Origin of the sequence: Streptococcus ratti FA-1 = DSM 20564 (genome assembly GCF_000286075.1) — a bacterium.
Taxonomy (GTDB): domain Bacteria; phylum Bacillota; class Bacilli; order Lactobacillales; family Streptococcaceae; genus Streptococcus; species Streptococcus ratti.
Genome location: NZ_AJTZ01000005.1, coordinates 1,063,819 through 1,081,241, shown reverse-complemented (window position 1 = coordinate 1,081,241; position 17,423 = coordinate 1,063,819). Strand labels below are relative to the sequence as shown.

Sequence of the window (17,423 nt, the reverse complement as noted above, 5' to 3'; positions counted from 1 at the left end):
ACTGAGGATAGTTTGAAACATTACTTGTTCAGCCATCTTGAGAATTTTTGCCGAGCCCAAGGGCAAGAAAAAGATTAAAAATCACAAGGAGCATTCCTAGCAAACTAAAAGTAAACAATTCAATTAGGTTTACATGGAGAAGATGGCAACTGCCAAGGATAATAGCAGAGCTGATTGGCAGGCATATAAGCGCTGTTCCGACAGCCGGAATATACTGTCTAAGGATAAGGGCTTGTATGATATGAAAGAGCAGGTGTAAACCAAAGGCTACAAATCCACCCAACCAAATCAGATAAAGTAAGCTGTATAGATAACAATCGCTGTGGCTGATCAAAATCAAACACTTTTATTATACACTGAAAAGCAGCTCTGTGAAATTTCTTCTGTTAAAAACGTTAAATTTTTAGTATAATGAAATCATTATCATGTAATTAAAATTGTAGGGCACTGTGCAACAAGAGACACGATTGTTTTAGTTTTAGCTGATTACAGACATGGAGGCTTTTAAGCATAAAGACTTCCTAGATGCTAAGCATCTTCGCCAGCTTTCCTATTTTGCTGTGTGCCGCTTACGCTCTTCGAGACACTTCGTTTGGTTAGTCGATCTTACTAACCAAACGAAGTTAGCGGGAGAGGTAGCCAATTCACTATGGTGATTGGCGTTTGTTATCAAGTGAGAAGCACTTAGATAACAATCCTCTGCCGTATCTTAATAACTGAACACGGGCTAAAATCCTAGTAAAAAAGATAAACGTCCTTGTGTCTTATTGACACGGCGTCCGTTTCCTATTTTTATACGGATTTTTTCACGCCCTTAGTATCTTGGTAACTGAACACGGGCTAAAAGCGTCGAGAAAAAGACAGCCTGCCTTATGCGCAAAAGCGCCTGGCGTTAGTCTCCTATTTTCTTCTCGCTTTCATAACGCCCTTAGTATCTTAATTAAAGGAGAATTGACAGTGTTTTACACTTACCTGCGCTCTTTGCTTGTCTTTTTAATTTGGGCAGCCAATGGCAATATTCATTATCACCATCGAAATAAGCTCTTACCTCAGGATGAAAATTATGTTTTGGTAGCTCCCCACCGTACTCTCTGGGATCCCATTTTTCTAGCATTTGCAGCTCGGCCCAAACAATTTATCTTCATGGCTAAAAGGGAGCTTTTTGGCAACCGTGCTTTTGGCTGGTGGATTCGTATGTGCGGAGCTTTTCCGATTAATCGGGAAAATCCGGGAACTGAAGCTATCCGCTATCCTGTAAAGATGCTTAGAAAGAGCGACCGTTCTCTTATTATGTTTCCAAGCGGCAGCCGCCACTCTTCCGATGTTAAAGGGGGCGTTGCTGTTATCGCTAAAACCAGCAAGGTTAAGATCATGCCAGCTGCCTATGCGGGTCCCACTTCGATTAAGGGACTTCTCAAGCACGACCGAATTGATGTGACTTTTGGAAATCCTATTGATATTTCAGATATTAAGCGCATGAATGATGAAGGTATTGAAGAGGTTTCCCACCGTATTGAACAGGAATTTGCTCAGATGGATGCAGAAATTGCGACCTTTAAAGACGACAGCCGTCCAAGCTGGTGGAGCTTAATTTACCGCATACCGGCTATGATTCTGGTAGCTCTTGTGCTGGGGTTGACCTATCTTTTTTCCTGGTTTGCCAGCTTTGTTTGGAATCCTGAAAAACATCGGGAAAAGACGTTAAAATAAATTATATTTAAAGAAAATTGTTGGAAAAGCTGAATGAAATGGTCAGCCTTTCTAACGATTTTTTATTTTTGCCTAGCAAGCAGAAGAAGGAGCTATTTGATAAAATCTTTTTTAGCTGCTCAGCTTTTTCTTTGGTTTACGAATAAATAGGTGTAAGGAGGATTATATGATAGAAGAAATTTTGGATAAATTTAGAGAAAATAAGCGGCTCCTTACTGCAGTCGTTGTTTTTGCTGTCTTGGGACTGGGTCTTTATTTTTTGTCTTCCAATGGAAAAGAGGATAAGAATCATTTGGACCGCTCACAAGAACAGTATCTTTCATCAGCAACTTTATCTGCTCATTCGGAACAAACAAAGCAAACCCAGGCTGCTTCAACAATAATGGTTGATGTCAAAGGCGCAGTGAAAAAACAAGGCGTGTACAGTCTGCCGGCTGACAGCCGTGTTAACGAGCTTATTGAGAAGGCTGGCGGTTTTTCTGAAAAAGCAGACCGCAAGTCAGTCAATCTTGCGCAAAAGCTGCAGGATGAGGCTGTTATTTACGTCGCATCCATCGGAGAAGACATCAGTGTTGTTGATAATTCTCAAAAAGCAGCGGTTAATCAAAGCAGCAATTCTCAGCCAGCAGTACAGGATAAGATCAATCTAAATACGGCCAGCCTTGCTGATCTCCAAACAATATCGGGCATCGGTGAAAAAAGGGCACAGGATATTATTGATTATCGTGAAGCTAACGGCGGCTTTCAGTCAATAGATGACTTAAAAAATATTTCCGGCATTGGCGAAAAAACATTTGAAAAGCTGAAAGACTTGGTGAGTATTGATTAAGATGCTGCCGTTAAGACCTGTTTATCTGGCCTTTTTAACGATTTTGATTTATTTTTTAATCTATCGCTTCTCCTTCATAACTGTGTTCTTGGCCTTTTTAAGCTTTATCTTTCTTCTTGCTCAGTATGATCAAAAAACCTGTCTAAAAACCTTCGTATTCCTGCTGCTTTTTGGATTTTATTTTTATTTTTCTTATCAAAAGATAGAATCTGACTATCAAAATGTCCCTAAGCGAGCTGAGGAGCTCATAATTATCCCGGATACTGTCAGTGTTAATGGTGACAGTCTTAGTTTTCAGGGCAAGTCAGGACATTGCATCTATCAAGCTTTTTACACATTAAAATCTCAAAAAGAGAAGCATTACTTTGAGAATCTTTGGAAAACGAGCCGTATAAAGGTATCTGCTAATGTGACTGAAGCAGACAGTCAACGGAATTTTGGCGGTTTTGATTATCGAAGCTATTTAAAAACACAAAAGATTTACCGCCTAGCTAGTGTCAAGAAGATAGAAAAGGTAGTGCCTGAGCAAGACATAACTTTTTTTGAAAGACTGCATGAATGGCGGCGTCGAGCCTTGGTTTCCGTCAATCAAAAGTTTCCAGCTCCTATGCGCCATTACATGACCGGCTTGCTTTTTGGCTATTTAGACAGGTCCTTTGATGAAATGAGTGATATTTATTCCAGCTTAGGCATCATTCATCTTTTTGCTCTCTCGGGTATGCAGGTTGGCTTTTTTATAGGTAATTTTCGCTACTTGGGCTTGCGCTTAGGTCTAAGGAGAGAGTATATGAATTGGCTGCAGGTGCCTTTATCCTTGGTTTATGCTGGTTTAACAGGCTTCTCAGTATCTGTTGTCCGAAGCCTGCTGCAGAAGAACCTGTCTAATTTTGGTCTTACAAAGATGGATAATTTTGCAGTGACCCTCTTTACTATGTTTTTTATCATGCCGCATTTTCTCTTAACAGCAGGCGGAGTGCTCAGTTTTGTCTATGCGTTTATTTTAGGAATGGCTGATTTTCAGCACCTATCTCAGCCAAAGCGATGGGCTGCCCAGATACTGACATTGACTTTGGGTGTTCTACCTTTTCTAATGTGGTATTTTAGCAGTTTTCAGCCCTTATCTGTCTTTTTAACAGCGTTTTTTTCCTTTATTTTTGACGGTCTTATCCTGCCGGTTTTGACAATTGTTTTCTTCTTGTCGCCTTTTATATTATTGACAAATCTTAACTTATTTTTTATCATTTTAGAGCGATTTATTGTTTATATTAACCAGATTTTCAGCCGTCCTTTTGTTTTGGGTAAACCGTCTTTGTGGGTATTAATACTTATTTTGCTGGCTCTGGCCCTGCTCTACGATTATCGGAAGAAAAGATTGCTGGCTGCTGTGCTTAGTGTTTTTCTTGCTCTCTTATTTTTGATGACAAAAAATCCCCCGGCCAATGAGGTTACCGTGGTTGATATTGGACAGGGGGACAGCATTTTTTTACGAGATATCAAAGGACAAACAATTCTCATTGATGTGGGAGGACGGGTGCCTTTTTCTAAGTCAGCTGAGTGGCAGCAGCGCATGAGCGATGCCAATGCTGAGAAAACTCTGATTCCTTATTTGAAAAGCCGCGGTGTCAGTAAAATTAATCAACTGGTTCTTACACACACGGATACTGACCATATGGGAGATATGGAGGCAGTCGCAAAGGCTTTTAAAATTGGACAAGTCTTAGTCAGTTCCGGCAGTCTGACCAATGCAGGTTTTGCAGCCAGATTAAAAAAGATGCAGGTGAAAGTCAGTGTTCTTAAGGCTGGAGACAGACTGCCTATCATGGGCAGTCAGCTGCAGGTGCTCTATCCTTTTAAAACCGGAGATGGAGGCAATAATGATTCTGTGGTTCTCTATGGCAGGCTTCTAAATTTGAGTTTTCTTTTTACAGGTGACTTAGAAAAAGAGGGAGAGGATAAGTTAATGGCGGCCTACCCTAAACTAAAAACCGATATCTTAAAAGCAGGACATCATGGATCTAAAGGTGCTTCTTCTGCTGAGTTTTTAAGGCAGATCCGACCTCAAGCAACCCTTATTTCTGCTGGGAAAAATAACTGGTACAGGCATCCGCATCAAGAAACTTTGAAACGTTTAATTAAGGTTAGAAGCCAGATTTATCGGACGGATCAGCAAGGTGCCCTTCGTTTCACAGGAATTAAAAATTGGACACTTGAAACAGTGAACTAAGTGAGGAGTATTGCCAGTGCTGCACCATTGTTTGGGCTGACTGCGGTCAGTTCAGTCTGTAAATGTACTTGCCCAGTTTTTTCTCTTGCTAATGGCTGATTCCACAGTAGGGAGAGCAGCTGATTTTTGAAAATCATATGACAAGACCCTGCCATACTGTTGCAGCAAGCAGGAAATAGAAGCGTTCTTGTTTTCCTGCGGAAATTGTGGTATTCTGATAGAGTAAAAAATAGCGAGGGAGTTTATCTATGTTTACAGCTTATAAAAAATTCTGGACAAATTATGTTAATTTTACAGGTCGAACCAATCGAACGGATTATTGGTGGGCAGTTCTGTGTAATGTCTTGATTACGATGCCTTTTGTTTCTGCGATTGGATCCATTTATTATTTAAATTATTATGAATATATAGCAAAGTCTTTCCTTGGAGAGATTGATCCGTTAACGATTGACCCGACACCGAATCTTTTTACTGTTGATATCATTATTCTTACAGTTCTTGTTCTTCTCTTTTATTTGGCAATTTTAATACCGAATCTGGCTATTTCTGTTCGCCGCTTGCGTGATGCTGGCTTCCATTGGTCACTTATCTTTGTTCCGGTAGGAGCACTAGTATTTTCACTGCTGTCGTTTGTGCCTTTCCTGCGTGCAATTGTATTTGTTCTTGTTGGGTTCGCAAATATTTTCTATACTATTTTGCTGTGTCAGCCGACAAAACCTTATCAGGCACCTGTACAACCAGTTCAGCCAATGCAAGCACCTAATCCTTATCAAGGACAGACTCCACAGCAGCAAACACCAACTAACCAGGCTACTGCGCCTGTACAGCAGCAAGCACCAACTAACCAGCAGCAACAATAATGATTAGAATTTCTAATAAGACTTGAGCAGTTTGCCCAAGTCTTTAATTTTACCTTAAATTGTTTGATACAGCTGATTCCCTCTTGCAATTAATTCATAATCGAGTCGATTTTAGCTTTCAATAAAAAGAGTTAAAACAATGCTGCCTTTTATTTACCTGTTTAATTCAAACAGTCTTACAGCTGATTGAGCGTTAATTAAAGAAGGTTTGAGTCAGAAGGCTTTTAAGTAGGAGCTTGAACTAAGATCCCCACGGACTGAACATGATAGACTTTTTATGTTTGCCTTTATTTGAATGCTATGCTCTTAATAAAATTCTGTTATAATAGGAATATGATTGCTATAGAAATGATTGAAAGCTTAAAAAAGGATAAGCTATCCCCAATTACTGTTTTAACTGGGGAAGATTTTGGGCAGTACAGCCAGATGAAAGAGCTCTTCTTGAATCAGATTGGTTTTGATCCCAGTGATTTGAATTATTCTTATTTTGATATGGCTGAAACAGTTTATCAGGATGCTGAAATGGATTTGGAGAGCCTGCCTTTTTTTGCTGATGAGAAAATAGTCATTTTTGATAATGTTGCTGATATCACGACGGCTAAAAAATCTTATCTTGCTGATAAAGAATTAAAGCGTCTAGAAGCTTATTTAGCTAATCCTCTGGCGAGTACAAAGCTAATCCTTTGTGCCTCAGGAAAATTGGATGGCAAGAGACGCTTGGTTAAATTATTGAAGCGAGATGCTCAGATTTTTGAAGCCAAGCTTTTAAAGGAAGCAGAGCTTCGAACCTATTTTCAAAAGCTGGCTCACAGGGAAGGTTTGGTTTTTGAGTCCGGCGTTTTTGACGAACTGCTTGCTAAGTCAGGTTTTGATTTTAGTGAGGTAAACAAAAATCTAACATTTTTAAAGTCCTATAAGGCAGGCGGTCAGGTGACAAGTCAGGATATCCATAAGGCCATCCCTAAAACACTACAGGATAATATTTTTGATCTGACTCAGCTGGTTTTATTGGGTAAGGTGGATGAGGCGCGTAATTTAATCCGTGATTTGCGGCTGCAGGGAGAAGATGAAATCAAATTGATCGCTGTTATGCTAGGGCAGTTTCGTATGTTTACTCAAGTTAAATTGCTGGGCAGTCAAGGAAAAACAGAGCAGCAAATAGTGGCGGAATTGTCTGATATTATAGGCCGAAGGGTCAATCCCTATCAAGTTAAATTTGCTCTTAGAGACAGCCGCAGTCTGTCACTGTCTTTTCTTAAGAAGGCTATGGTTTATCTTATTGATGCGGACTATCAAATAAAAAGAGGCGTCTACGATAAGGACTATTTGTTTGATATGGCCATTTTGAAGATGGCACATGAAAGACAATGAGCAGAATAGTTGTAAGCTCTATTTTTTTACGATATGATGATGGTGTATAAAAAAGAAAAGAGGTAATTGATATGGCAATTATTTTACCAAATCTTCCTTATGCTTACGATGCTTTGGAACCCTATATTGATGCAGAAACAATGACCCTTCATCATGATAAACACCATGCTACCTATGTGGCAAATGCTAATGCAGCTCTCGAAAAACATCCAGAAATTGGTGAAAATTTAGAAGTTCTCTTGGCTGATGTTCAGCAAATTCCGGAAGATATCCGTCAGGCTCTTGTTAACAACGGCGGCGGTCACCTTAACCACGCACTTTTCTGGGAACTTCTGTCACCAGAAAAAACAGAGATTACTAAAGAAGTGGCTGCAGCAATTGACGAAGCTTTTGGCTCATTTGAGGCTTTTAAGACAGCTTTCACTCAGGCAGCAGCAACACGCTTTGGTTCAGGCTGGGCTTGGCTAGTTGTCAACGCAGAAGGTAAGCTTGAAGTAATGTCAACAGCCAACCAAGATACACCGATTTCGCAAGGTTTAAAACCAATCTTGGCCCTTGACGTTTGGGAACATGCATACTACCTCAACTATCGCAACGTACGCCCTGACTACATCAAAGCCTTCTTTGAAATCATCAACTGGGATAAGGTTGCGGAACTTTACGCCGCAGCAAAATAAGATATGGAGCAGGACTTCCTGCTCTTTTTTGATTAACGGATCTACGGCATTCAACAGTAAAGTCGATAGTATTTTATTTTTGAATTAGCAAGGGAGCTAGAGCAATGAAAATTTTTCCTGGTTAAAAATAAATGGTTGAAATACTAAAGAAAATTTTTTAACAGTCTTGTCATTTTACTGCCAGTCCTTTATAATGGTAATCAGGAGAAAATTGTGAATAGAAAAAAATTAATGATATCAGTATCAGGATTTGTTTTTGCTTTGGCAGTACTGGCAGGCATCTTTCTTTTACAGCCTAAAAATATTATCAAGCAAAACGGGTCTTCGTCGGTAAAAAACTCATCTAGTCTCAGTGAAACTAGTGCAATAAAAAATGACCACGGGGGGAAGAAAACTCTCCCTCAGGCAGTTGAAAAAACAGCAGAAGAAAAACAGGCTGTTATGGATGCTGATGCAGCAACAATGGATGCTATCGGGCTGCATTATGATTATGCCAATGTGACTCTTCCTCAGGTCGTTCAAACGTATCTGGATGAGATGGGGATTGACCATTCCTGCATTGCTTTTTCTTACAAGAATACAAAAACCGGTGAAGTGATTGCAATGAATGAGACACAGCCAATGACTGCAGGATCAACCTATAAACTGCCTCTAAATATGCTGGCTGTTGATGCTGTAGAGAAAGGCAAACTTTCCTTGGAACAGCCTTATGACATTACGGATCTTGAATATGAATATATCGGCGAATATCAGGCTTACCGCAACCAGTTTGGTGATGATATGACCATCCCTGAGATGCAGGAATATTCATTAATCTATTCTGAAAATACCCCTGCTTATGCTATGGCTAAGGCCTTGGGTGGTTTTGATAAGGTTTATCCTATGTTTAAACGCTACGGTCAGTCCAAGGGTGATATTAAAACAATTGATCAAAATGGCAATAAGACGACCACAGATTATTATATTCAGGTGCTTAGCTATCTTTGGAAACATCAAGATAAATACGCTGACATCCTTAACTATTTGGGGCAGTCTTTTCCGGGACTTTACTATGAAACTTACCTTCCCGATATAGACATCCGTCAAAAACCGGGTTATGTCCGTGAAGCGCTCAATATTGATGCCATTGTCTATGAACAAACACCTTATTTGATTGCGCTTTATACAGCAGGCTTGGGCGGCGTGACATCTGAAAATGATGAGGTTAATGGAGTAGGCTATTCGCAGCTGTGTCAGCTTACTTATATTATCAATGAATGGCACCGGGTTAACCGCAATTAACGGATAAAAACTTGATTGATATATTCAGTCAAGTTTATTTTTTTTGCCATCTGCAAGCACATAGCTGCTATCAAATACCTGAATAGATCAGGATTATGCCTGACAGAAATAGAAAGTTAAAATGTTTAGAAATTATCTGTGAGAAAAAATTCTAATATATCTTGACTTTTTTTGATGGTTTGTTAAGATACTTAACAAAGAGGTTTTTTATGGATAAACAATCACTTATTGCTTTTAATCAGAAATTTCAAGATTTTCTTGAGGCTTACGCCCAATTAGAGAAGAATCAGCATGTAATAGAAGGTGACTTATCTCTCAATACAGCAGAGGTACATACTCTTGTTAGTATTGCTCAGAATCATCCCATCAATTTAGTTGGTCTGTCAAAATTGCGGGGGATTTCTCGCAGTGCGGTTACTCAAATGGTTTCAAAATTAGAGGGCAAAGGGCTTTTAGTTAAAGTTGCTAATGAAAGTAACCGTCAGGAAATTTTTCTTTCTCTGACACCTGCTGGTCAGAAAATTTATCGGGTTCATCAAAAACAGCACACCTATCTTGAACAGCAAGTGATGGCTGTTTTACAGGCTTATCCTCAAGATTTTTTAGAAAACTTGGAAGCTATGATGGCTGATTTGGAAAAAATTTGGCAAGAATTGCCTTGGTTAGCAAGGTAATTTTTTAAAAACTTTTGTTAAGTAGCTTAACATACAGAGGGGGAAGATGTTAACATTTAAACTAAAAAGTCAAAATCATTTAGCAGACAGTCCTTTTGATCTTATCATTGAACATTTACCAGCTTGCTGCCAAGTCAGGGTGAGACTAAATCTTGAGCATTATTATAATATCAATGCTCCAATGAATTTATCTTCTCAAACTCTTTGGCAGGCAGAAGCCTTATTTTATTCAAATGATAAGGGAATATTGGATTTATCAGAATCTAATCATGAAGGCCATATGTCCATTATGGAGCTCTTTTTTAACAGTCAAGCAAAAGCTTATAAGAGAGAAAAATTAAGTCAGCACTTAATGGACATTCCTTTAAATCCCTTTTATGACATCAAAATGAGTATTTTTAAAGGGCAATCTTTATTGGGAGAGACCAGCCTTAGGCGCTATTACCAGCTTCCAAGCATTAGTTACTTAGATGTGGACTTTTCTAAGGCTAAAGGACGGCTTTTTTATGATAAAAATCAGTCTCAGCGTCCAGCTCTTATTGTTTTAAGTGGCAGTGATGGCAGAATTGAAAAGGCACAAAACATTGCGCAGTTATTAGCCAGTCATGGTTTTACAACGCTAGCTCTTGCATATTTTGCTTTAGAGGGATTAAATCCTCACCTAGAGAAAATTCCGCTTGAAATTATTCAAGAAGCCATCGTTTATCTGAAAAAATCCCCCTATGCAGATAGTGGGCGTCTTGGACTTTATGGGCGTTCAAAGGGGGCAGAATTTGCTCTTTTAGCTGCCAGTTATTACACAGATTTTAAATGCTTAGTGCTTAATTCACCTTCTTACCTTTGTCTGGAGGGTCTTAAAAAGTGGCGCAATTCTAAGACTTCTTCCTGGACTTATCAAGGTCAAGAAATTCCTTATTACCCCTTTTTGTGGAAAGATTTTTTGAGACGCTGTATCTTTAAAAAAGACCTAAACCCTGTTAATGAACAGGCTGTAATTCCTGCTGAGAGACTTAAAGAACCTTTGCTGATAATAGCTTCTAAGAAGGACGAAATTTGGGATGCCTACAGTTCTGCTTTAACTATAGCTAATCGTTTGCGGGATAAAAAGTTTAACTATCCTTGTCAGGTCGAGATTTATGAAAATTGTGGTCATATGATGACGGTAGCCTATCAGCCCAACCATCGTTATAAAAAGATTGTCCCTGAAAAAGTGATGGCGGATACGAATGATTCTTGGCAAAAGACACTCAAATTTTTTGAGAAGTATTTGTAGGCAAGACTAACAGATCGTCATACGATTAACGAACTGTTTGATTTAAACTCTTATTTTGCTTAACTTTTTAATAGTTTTTGTATTCTTTATTTGACAAACATAGCATCGCCAAAGCTAAAGAAACGGTAGTGTTCGTCAATGGCATGCTGATAGGCATCCAAGACAAATTCGCGCCCGGCAAAGGCTGAAACCAGCATGACCAGAGTTGATTTTGGCAGATGAAAATTGGTTGAGAAGGCATCAACAATCTTAAATTGGTAACCTGGTTTGATAAAAATATTAGTCCAGCCAGAGTCTGCTTCGATTTGACCAGCAAATTTATTGCCGATGGTTTCCAAGGTGCGAATTGAAGTTGTTCCAACAGCAACAATGCGTCCGCCCTGTGCTTTGACATCTTTTAGCGTTTGGGCAGCTTCCGGAGACAGGCTGTAAAATTCAGAGTGCATTTGGTGCTCATCCACATTGTCAACAGAGACAGGCCGGAAAGTCCCGAGCCCCACATGCAGGGTCAGATAGACTAATTTCACACCCTTGGCTTCGATTTTGTTTAAGAGATCTTCTGTAAAATGCAGGCCAGCTGTTGGAGCAGCAGCAGAGCCATTTTCTTTGGCATAAACAGTCTGGTAACGATCACGATCTTCTAATTTTTCATGAATATAAGGCGGCAGAGGCATTTCCCCGAGACTTTCTAAAACTTCTAGAAAAATACCATCATAAGAAAATTCCACAATGCGGCCGCCATGGTTCAATTCTTCTTTGATGGTAGCTTTTAGACGGCCATCTCCAAAAGAAATCTGGCTGCCGACCTTAAGGCGTTTAGCGGGTTTAGCCAGAACCTCCCACTGATCGCCCTGAGTGTTTTTTAAGAGCAGCAACTCTACATGACCGTGCGTTTGGACTTTTTCACCGTGCAGGCGGGCAGGAAGTACACGCGTGTCATTCATAACCAAGGCATCGTCTGGGTTGAGCTCATCAATGATATGATCAAAATGAGTGTCTTTCATGGCCTTGGTCTTATGGTCAATCACTAAAAGTTTGGAGCTGTCACGCTGTTTGAGCGGTGTTTGGGCAATTAAATTTTCGGGCAGGTCAAAATCAAAATCAGTAGTATTCATATTATTCCTCTAGTATTCACTTTTTCAGCTTTACCATTATAACATGAGATAGATTTTCAGTCATCCTTGCAAATTTTATTTGTAAGGATTTTAAATGCAAGGTATAATAATATTGTTCATAAACATGTCTAAAAATCTGCAATCAAAAGGAGATTTGACAGATGCTGGTTTATTCTAGATTTTAAAGACAAAAATAGTTGGGAGTTATCTATGGAACAGGAACAAAGTTTTTCAAAGCGATTGAATATTCTGCGTGCAGGGGTTCTGGGAGCTAATGACGGTATCATTTCTATTGCCGGTGTGGTTATTGGTGTTGCCAGTGCAACAGCTGATTTATGGATCATTTTTTTATCAGGTCTTTCAGCTATTTTGGCCGGGGCTTTTTCTATGGCAGGCGGAGAATATGTCAGTGTCAGCACTCAAAAAGATACGGAGCAGGCAGCGGTTGCTCGTGAGCAGCAGTTGCTAAAGAGAGATCCGGCTGCCGCCAGAAAATCGCTCTACAATGTTTATCTAATCAAGGGCGAATGCGAGACAGCAGCAGAGCTTCTGGTTAACAAGGCCTTTCTTAACAATCCCATTAAAACGCTGGTTGAGGAAAAATATGGCATTGAGTTTGGTGAATTTACCAATCCCTGGCATGCTGCTGTGTCAAGCTTCATTTCTTTTATCATTGGCTCTTTATTTCCGACGGCGGCTATCATGCTGTTTCCAGAAAACATTCGGATTATTGCTACGGTTGCCGTTGTAGTCGTGGCCCTGCTGATTACCGGCTATGTCAGTGCCCGTCTGGGAGATGCTCCGATTAGACCGGCTATGCGCCGCAATGTTTCTATCGGTCTTTTGACCATGCTTGCAACCTATCTTATCGGCCAGCTCTTTTCGCTGTGATAAGACGGTCTGCCTCTTGTTTTTATTTTAAAAGGCTGAGACTTTTGTCTTGGCCTTTTGTTAATGGAAGAGATAGGCATTTAGGATTGCGGTGCCGTCACCCGCAGAAGAGTGTCATCTGGAAAATGATCTATAAAATATACAAGATTGCCCCGCAGCCAGCCACAAAATAAGGGATTCACCAGATTGCTTATAAGAAAAATAGGAATGATTGTTTGTAACCATCTGGAATTTATAAGTTGACAAAAATTGGTCTATACCGTATAATAAAAATAGATAATCGGTATAGACCAAAGGAGGTTCTTTATGAAAATCATTACAATAAACAATCAAGAAGAAGGAGGAAAGCTTGCTTTCACCCTTCTCAAAGAAAAATTAGCGGCTGGCGCTAAAACCTTAGGCTTAGCAACAGGCAGCACTCCCTTGGCTTTTTACAAGGAAATCGTCAACAGCCAGTTGGATCTGTCTAAGCTGACCAGCATTAACTTGGATGAGTACGTTGGCCTGTCTGCCGAAAATCCTCAAAGTTATGCTTACTTCATGCAGCAGCATCTCTTTGCTGCTAAACCTTTTAAGGACAGTTTTTTGCCTAATGGATTAGCAGCTGATTTGCAGGCAGAAGCCCAGCGCTATGAAGAGCTGATTGAGGGGCACCCCATTGATTTTCAGATTTTGGGGATTGGGCGCAATGGTCACATTGGTTTTAATGAACCGGGAACCGCTTTTGACAGCACCACCCATGTTGTGGATTTAAGTCCCAGTACCATTGAAGCCAACAGCCGCTTTTTTGACAAACTGGAGGATGTTCCAACCCGGGCAATTTCTATGGGGATTGCTTCCGTTATGAAGTCTAAAACCATTGTTCTTATGGCTTACGGTGAACAAAAAGCTGACGCAATCGAACGTATGGTTAATGGATCTGTCACAGAGGATCTGCCAGCTAGCATTCTGCAAAAGCACCCTGATGTTGTGATTATTGTAGACGAGGCAGCAGCCAGCAAACTTTAATTTATTATGTTATAAAAATGTAAAAGCAGAAAAAACAGGGGATACGACAGCTGCCAGATATACCATGCCTGGCAGCTTGATCTTTGCTAGCCAGTATTTGCTAAGACTAAGTGTCCGAAACGCACATACTGCTAGGCGGATACCGCCTCAAAGCTTAGCAGATAGGTTATCTGCGGGGACAATGGCAAAGCTGCTGAAGTCAGATCCGATTAGGATGATTTTTTGTTAAGCGCTCAAGCTCAATCTATTCTAACCGTGTCAAACTAGCCTAAGTCCCTCATACAGAACTTTGGATAATCTGACTGACAAATCAGCCAAGGGCAGGGCCATGGAGAAACCTTGCGAGCTTACACTCTTTGAAATAACTGTACTTATGTCAGGTCAAGAAAATGCTTGATCTCTCTAAAAGCCAAATCCATGTGTCCAAATTGGCAGTGTTCTTCACCGCCGCTCTCGCTGGTAAAAAGATTAGCCTGAATGCTTCTGGCATTTGTCAATTCCAGTATGATATCAGCAATGCGCGTGTAGGGAACATAGTGATCTTCTTTCCCAGCCAGCAGCAGACAGTCTTGAGTGACTTGGGGGAGGAATCGACCGGCATTATGCCGTTTGAGGTTGACTAAGAGATCATAAGGATTGGTTTCCCCTGTCAGCATGTAACCGTTATTGAGTTCCCATCTTAATTCAACTGCCTTCTTAGCCATTTTGTTAATAAGAAAATTAACAATCGGCTTGGCTCTTAGATTGAGCAGAAAAGAGAGGCTAGAAAAAGATGCTTTGCCCAGACTCATTTTGAGGGTGTCCATGGGGGTGTAAAAGATATCCATGGCGATGACTTTACGAATCCTTTTTTCAAAGGCAGCTGCTTCCATGACGAGGAGACCTCCCCAAGACAGCCCCATCGCATCAACGCTGCTTAGATGAAAATAATCCAAAACGGCTGAGACAGGTTTATGGAAGTCTGGACTAAAGTGCAGCCCTTGACTGATGGTGTTGCCTTGTCCTGGCCCGTCGAAAATAAGAATATTATAGTCTGTATTTTTCATGCCAGCAAAGAAGCCAGCGATTTCTTCCAGAAAACCATCAAAGCCTCCTAAGACTAAGAGCGTGCGACGTGCTTTAGGATTTTTTAAGAGAAGAGTTGGCAGAAAGCCTTTTTCATAAGGAACCTGATCTTTATCGTAATCGAAATCAGTAAAACTGGCATAAAAGTTTCTTAGGAAACCTTGGTAGAGTTCTTCTCTTTCTGCATCTTCCATAGTGAGGTAAAACATAGCAGCCTTGTAATAACTGGATGCGATTCTTAGTTTTCCTACTTTTTCATAATAATAAGCTCTGTCTTGCCACCATTGCCGCCAAGATGTAAAATCAGAAATGTGCGAGCCAATTGTCTGACGGTCTTTCAAAACCTCTGGATCATCCATAAAAGGAGATGTGAAGCGTTCAATTTGAAAATCAAATTGTTTATTACCTGTAAATCTCATTTAACTGCCTGCTTTCATTTTTGTTATAAGACAAGTATAATAAATATTAGCACTATCATACAGCACAATTTGTGCGATATGTCGTTTATCGAACAAAATCAAGCTAAATGTAGGAAAAATATTATGGATCGCAGAATTATCAAAACAAAAACAAGTATCAAAAAAGCTATGCTGCTATGTTTAGCCAGCCATTATTTTTCAGATATCACAATTGATGCTATTTGTAAGGAAGCCCAGTGCAGCCGCTCAACTTTTTATGCACATTATGATAATAAAAAACAGGTTATTGATGCTATTTCTGAGGAAATCATTGAGCAGATTCGTCCTTATATGAAGCAGACCTTTGAAAAGCCGGAAGAATTTATGACTGTTATTGATACGCTCTCAAGCCAGCTTTACCAGCCGCAAAAGGATGTCATCAAGCTCTTGATGGATCCTGAATTTCGAGACTTTGGCTTAGAAGCCCATCTTTTAACCTTATTTAAGGAACAATTTTTGCAGCGTTTCAGTCACGTCAAAGGCAGAACCATTCTTGCAGAGATGTATGCGGCCTGTGTCTTGTGCAACATTCAATCTATTGTAGAAAACCGCTCAACGAAAGAAAGTCAGTTAGCTATTGAGACGTTGAAAACGACTATTTTTCAGGTATTAGAAGAGCAAAATCAAGCCAAAAAGAACTAACATGATTTTTGGTTAACCCAATTTTAATTTGACTGGCACAATACTAGTTGGATTGATAGTCATTGGGCTGCCACAGCTATATTTTTGATACAGTCAGAATTACCTCTGGCAGCCATACTGGGCATTTGATAGAGGTGTTTGGTTGTCCTTCTACAGAAAGTTATTTATGGTATCTGTCACACAGATTGGTTGACAGAAATCCTGTAATTCAGTTCTCAAATCCTGCTTCTTGGTTGATGCAGGAATTTTTGCTGCTATCGGCTCATGTTTGATTTTCGTATAAATAGGTAGGAGGTCATTTATGTTAGCAGCATTTGATGAACAGGGAATTTTGGTTAATCTGGCCGAGGTCATTCCTCATAAACAGCGCTTCACCTGTCCTGCCTGCGGAGAGGCAGTTCGTCTTAGGCATGGTTCTGTTATGCGGCCGCATTTTGCCCATATCAGTCTTGAGAAATGCCGGTTTTACAGTGAAAATGAATCGGCAGAGCATCTGTCTCTTAAGGCAGAGCTTTATGCTGGTTTGTCAAAAACTGAGCGGGTTGTAGTGGAGCGGGTTCTGCCCCAAATGGGGCAGATTGCGGATCTTTTGGTCAATGAAAAGCTAGCACTGGAAGTGCAATGCTCACGCTTGTCTGAAGACTGCCTGCGTGAGCGAACGAAGGCTTATCAGAAATATGGCTATCGGGTACTTTGGCTGCTGGGTGAGAAGCTCTGGCTAGGCAGCCGCTTGTCCAGCCTGCAAAAACAGTTCCTTTATTTTTCACAAAATATGGGTTTTCATCTCTGGGAATTGGATATTAATCGGTGTGAATTACGGCTCAAGTATCTGATTTATGAGGATTTATTTGGAAAGATCTATTATCAGACTAAGACTTGCCCCTTTGGTGCCAATATCATGGAGTTTTTGCGTCTGCCTTACCGTCAGCAAAACTTGCATTCCTATCATGTTAAACAGCGCGAGCAGGTTGGCTTGGCGGTTCAAAAGCAGCTCATGGCGGGGAATCCGCGCTGGCTGCGGCAGCAGGAACTTGCTTATTTACAAGGACGTAATCTGATAGTGCAGTCGGATGCTGATTTTTTCCCGCAGGTAAGACCGCCTGAGGCAAGAGAGGGTTTTTGTCAAATTCAAACTGATTTAGAGCCTTTTTGCGCAGCTTTTTTCCGCTATTATCAACATCAAGAAAATAAAGCTGTTCAAACACTGTATCCGCCTGCTTTTTATGATAAAATGAGGAGTAATCATATCATTAGCAGAAAGGGAAAGAACACGGGTCAGCCACTTGAAATTTAGGCTGCTTGCTGTAAGCATGGAAATCCTGAATATGTCTTTTTATTTGGCTGT

General features: G+C 40.3%; 15 protein-coding genes and 1 pseudogene. 13 read left to right on the top strand and 3 right to left on the bottom strand.

The window, feature by feature from the left end:
* Positions 1-20: 20 nt before the first annotated feature.
* Positions 21-301 (bottom strand): annotated as a pseudogene (locus SRA_RS10015) (HXXEE domain-containing protein); the annotation flags it as partial.
* Positions 302-957: 656 nt separating this feature from the next.
* Between SRA_RS10015 and SRA_RS07060 the strand changes: the two are divergent.
* From SRA_RS07060 to SRA_RS07020, 9 genes are all read left to right on the top strand, one after another.
* Complete coding sequence (locus SRA_RS07060; protein ID WP_003089224.1) at positions 958-1,710, top strand: lysophospholipid acyltransferase family protein; 753 nt, start codon at positions 958-960, stop codon at positions 1,708-1,710.
* 166 nt (positions 1,711-1,876) lie between these two features.
* Positions 1,877-2,539: a helix-hairpin-helix domain-containing protein gene (locus SRA_RS07055; protein WP_003089221.1), complete on the top strand. Its 663-nt coding sequence runs from the start codon at positions 1,877-1,879 to the stop codon at positions 2,537-2,539.
* 1 nt (position 2,540) lies between these two features.
* The gene (locus SRA_RS07050; RefSeq protein ID WP_003089219.1) at positions 2,541-4,763 is read left to right on the top strand and encodes a DNA internalization-related competence protein ComEC/Rec2; all 2,223 of its coding nucleotides are present in this window, start codon (positions 2,541-2,543) and stop codon (positions 4,761-4,763) included.
* Positions 4,764-5,011: 248 nt separating this feature from the next.
* Positions 5,012-5,623, top strand: coding sequence for a DUF805 domain-containing protein (locus SRA_RS07045; RefSeq protein WP_003089215.1), 612 nt, complete (start codon positions 5,012-5,014; stop codon positions 5,621-5,623).
* Positions 5,624-5,956: 333 nt separating this feature from the next.
* Entirely contained in the window at positions 5,957-6,994 is a 1,038-nt protein-coding gene (holA, locus tag SRA_RS07040; RefSeq protein WP_003090709.1) for a DNA polymerase III subunit delta, read from the top strand.
* A 71-nt stretch (positions 6,995-7,065) separates the two neighbouring features.
* On the top strand, positions 7,066-7,671 hold the full coding sequence (gene sodA, locus SRA_RS07035; RefSeq protein ID WP_003089201.1) for a superoxide dismutase SodA: 606 nt from the start codon (positions 7,066-7,068) through the stop codon (positions 7,669-7,671).
* Between the two features lie 231 nt (positions 7,672-7,902).
* Positions 7,903-8,952 (top strand): serine hydrolase, encoded by a 1,050-nt coding sequence (locus SRA_RS10010; RefSeq protein ID WP_223101714.1) that lies wholly within the window; start codon positions 7,903-7,905, stop codon positions 8,950-8,952.
* Between the two features lie 209 nt (positions 8,953-9,161).
* The gene (locus tag SRA_RS07025) at positions 9,162-9,626 is read left to right on the top strand and encodes a MarR family winged helix-turn-helix transcriptional regulator (protein WP_003089195.1); all 465 of its coding nucleotides are present in this window, start codon (positions 9,162-9,164) and stop codon (positions 9,624-9,626) included.
* A gap of 46 nt (positions 9,627-9,672) precedes the next feature.
* Entirely contained in the window at positions 9,673-10,899 is a 1,227-nt protein-coding gene (locus SRA_RS07020; RefSeq protein ID WP_003089191.1) for an acyl-CoA thioester hydrolase/BAAT C-terminal domain-containing protein, read from the top strand.
* Positions 10,900-10,985: 86 nt separating this feature from the next.
* Here the strand turns inward: SRA_RS07020 and queA are convergent, their stop codons facing one another.
* A complete protein-coding gene (gene queA / locus SRA_RS07015; RefSeq protein WP_003089189.1) occupies positions 10,986-12,014 on the bottom strand; it encodes a tRNA preQ1(34) S-adenosylmethionine ribosyltransferase-isomerase QueA in 1,029 nt (342 codons plus the stop codon).
* A 210-nt stretch (positions 12,015-12,224) separates the two neighbouring features.
* On the opposite strand from queA, the gene SRA_RS07010 reads away from it, so the two are divergent.
* Together SRA_RS07010 and nagB are read left to right on the top strand one after the other, a co-directional pair.
* Positions 12,225-12,905 (top strand): VIT1/CCC1 transporter family protein, encoded by a 681-nt coding sequence (locus SRA_RS07010; RefSeq protein ID WP_003089187.1) that lies wholly within the window; start codon positions 12,225-12,227, stop codon positions 12,903-12,905.
* 306 nt (positions 12,906-13,211) lie between these two features.
* Positions 13,212-13,913 carry a glucosamine-6-phosphate deaminase gene (nagB, locus tag SRA_RS07005; RefSeq protein WP_003089185.1) on the top strand — a complete coding sequence of 234 codons (702 nt, stop codon included), beginning with the start codon at positions 13,212-13,214 and terminating at the stop codon, positions 13,911-13,913.
* A gap of 371 nt (positions 13,914-14,284) precedes the next feature.
* Here the strand turns inward: nagB and SRA_RS07000 are convergent, their stop codons facing one another.
* Positions 14,285-15,397, bottom strand: coding sequence for an alpha/beta fold hydrolase (locus SRA_RS07000; protein WP_003089184.1), 1,113 nt, complete (start codon positions 15,395-15,397; stop codon positions 14,285-14,287).
* A 123-nt stretch (positions 15,398-15,520) separates the two neighbouring features.
* Between SRA_RS07000 and SRA_RS06995 the strand changes: the two genes are divergently transcribed.
* Both SRA_RS06995 and SRA_RS06990 read left to right on the top strand, forming a co-directional pair.
* Positions 15,521-16,078: a TetR/AcrR family transcriptional regulator gene (locus SRA_RS06995; protein ID WP_003089181.1), complete on the top strand. Its 558-nt coding sequence runs from the start codon at positions 15,521-15,523 to the stop codon at positions 16,076-16,078.
* A gap of 301 nt (positions 16,079-16,379) precedes the next feature.
* Positions 16,380-17,372, top strand: coding sequence for a competence protein CoiA (locus tag SRA_RS06990; protein ID WP_003089179.1), 993 nt, complete (start codon positions 16,380-16,382; stop codon positions 17,370-17,372).
* The last annotated feature ends 51 nt before the right edge of the window (positions 17,373-17,423 follow it).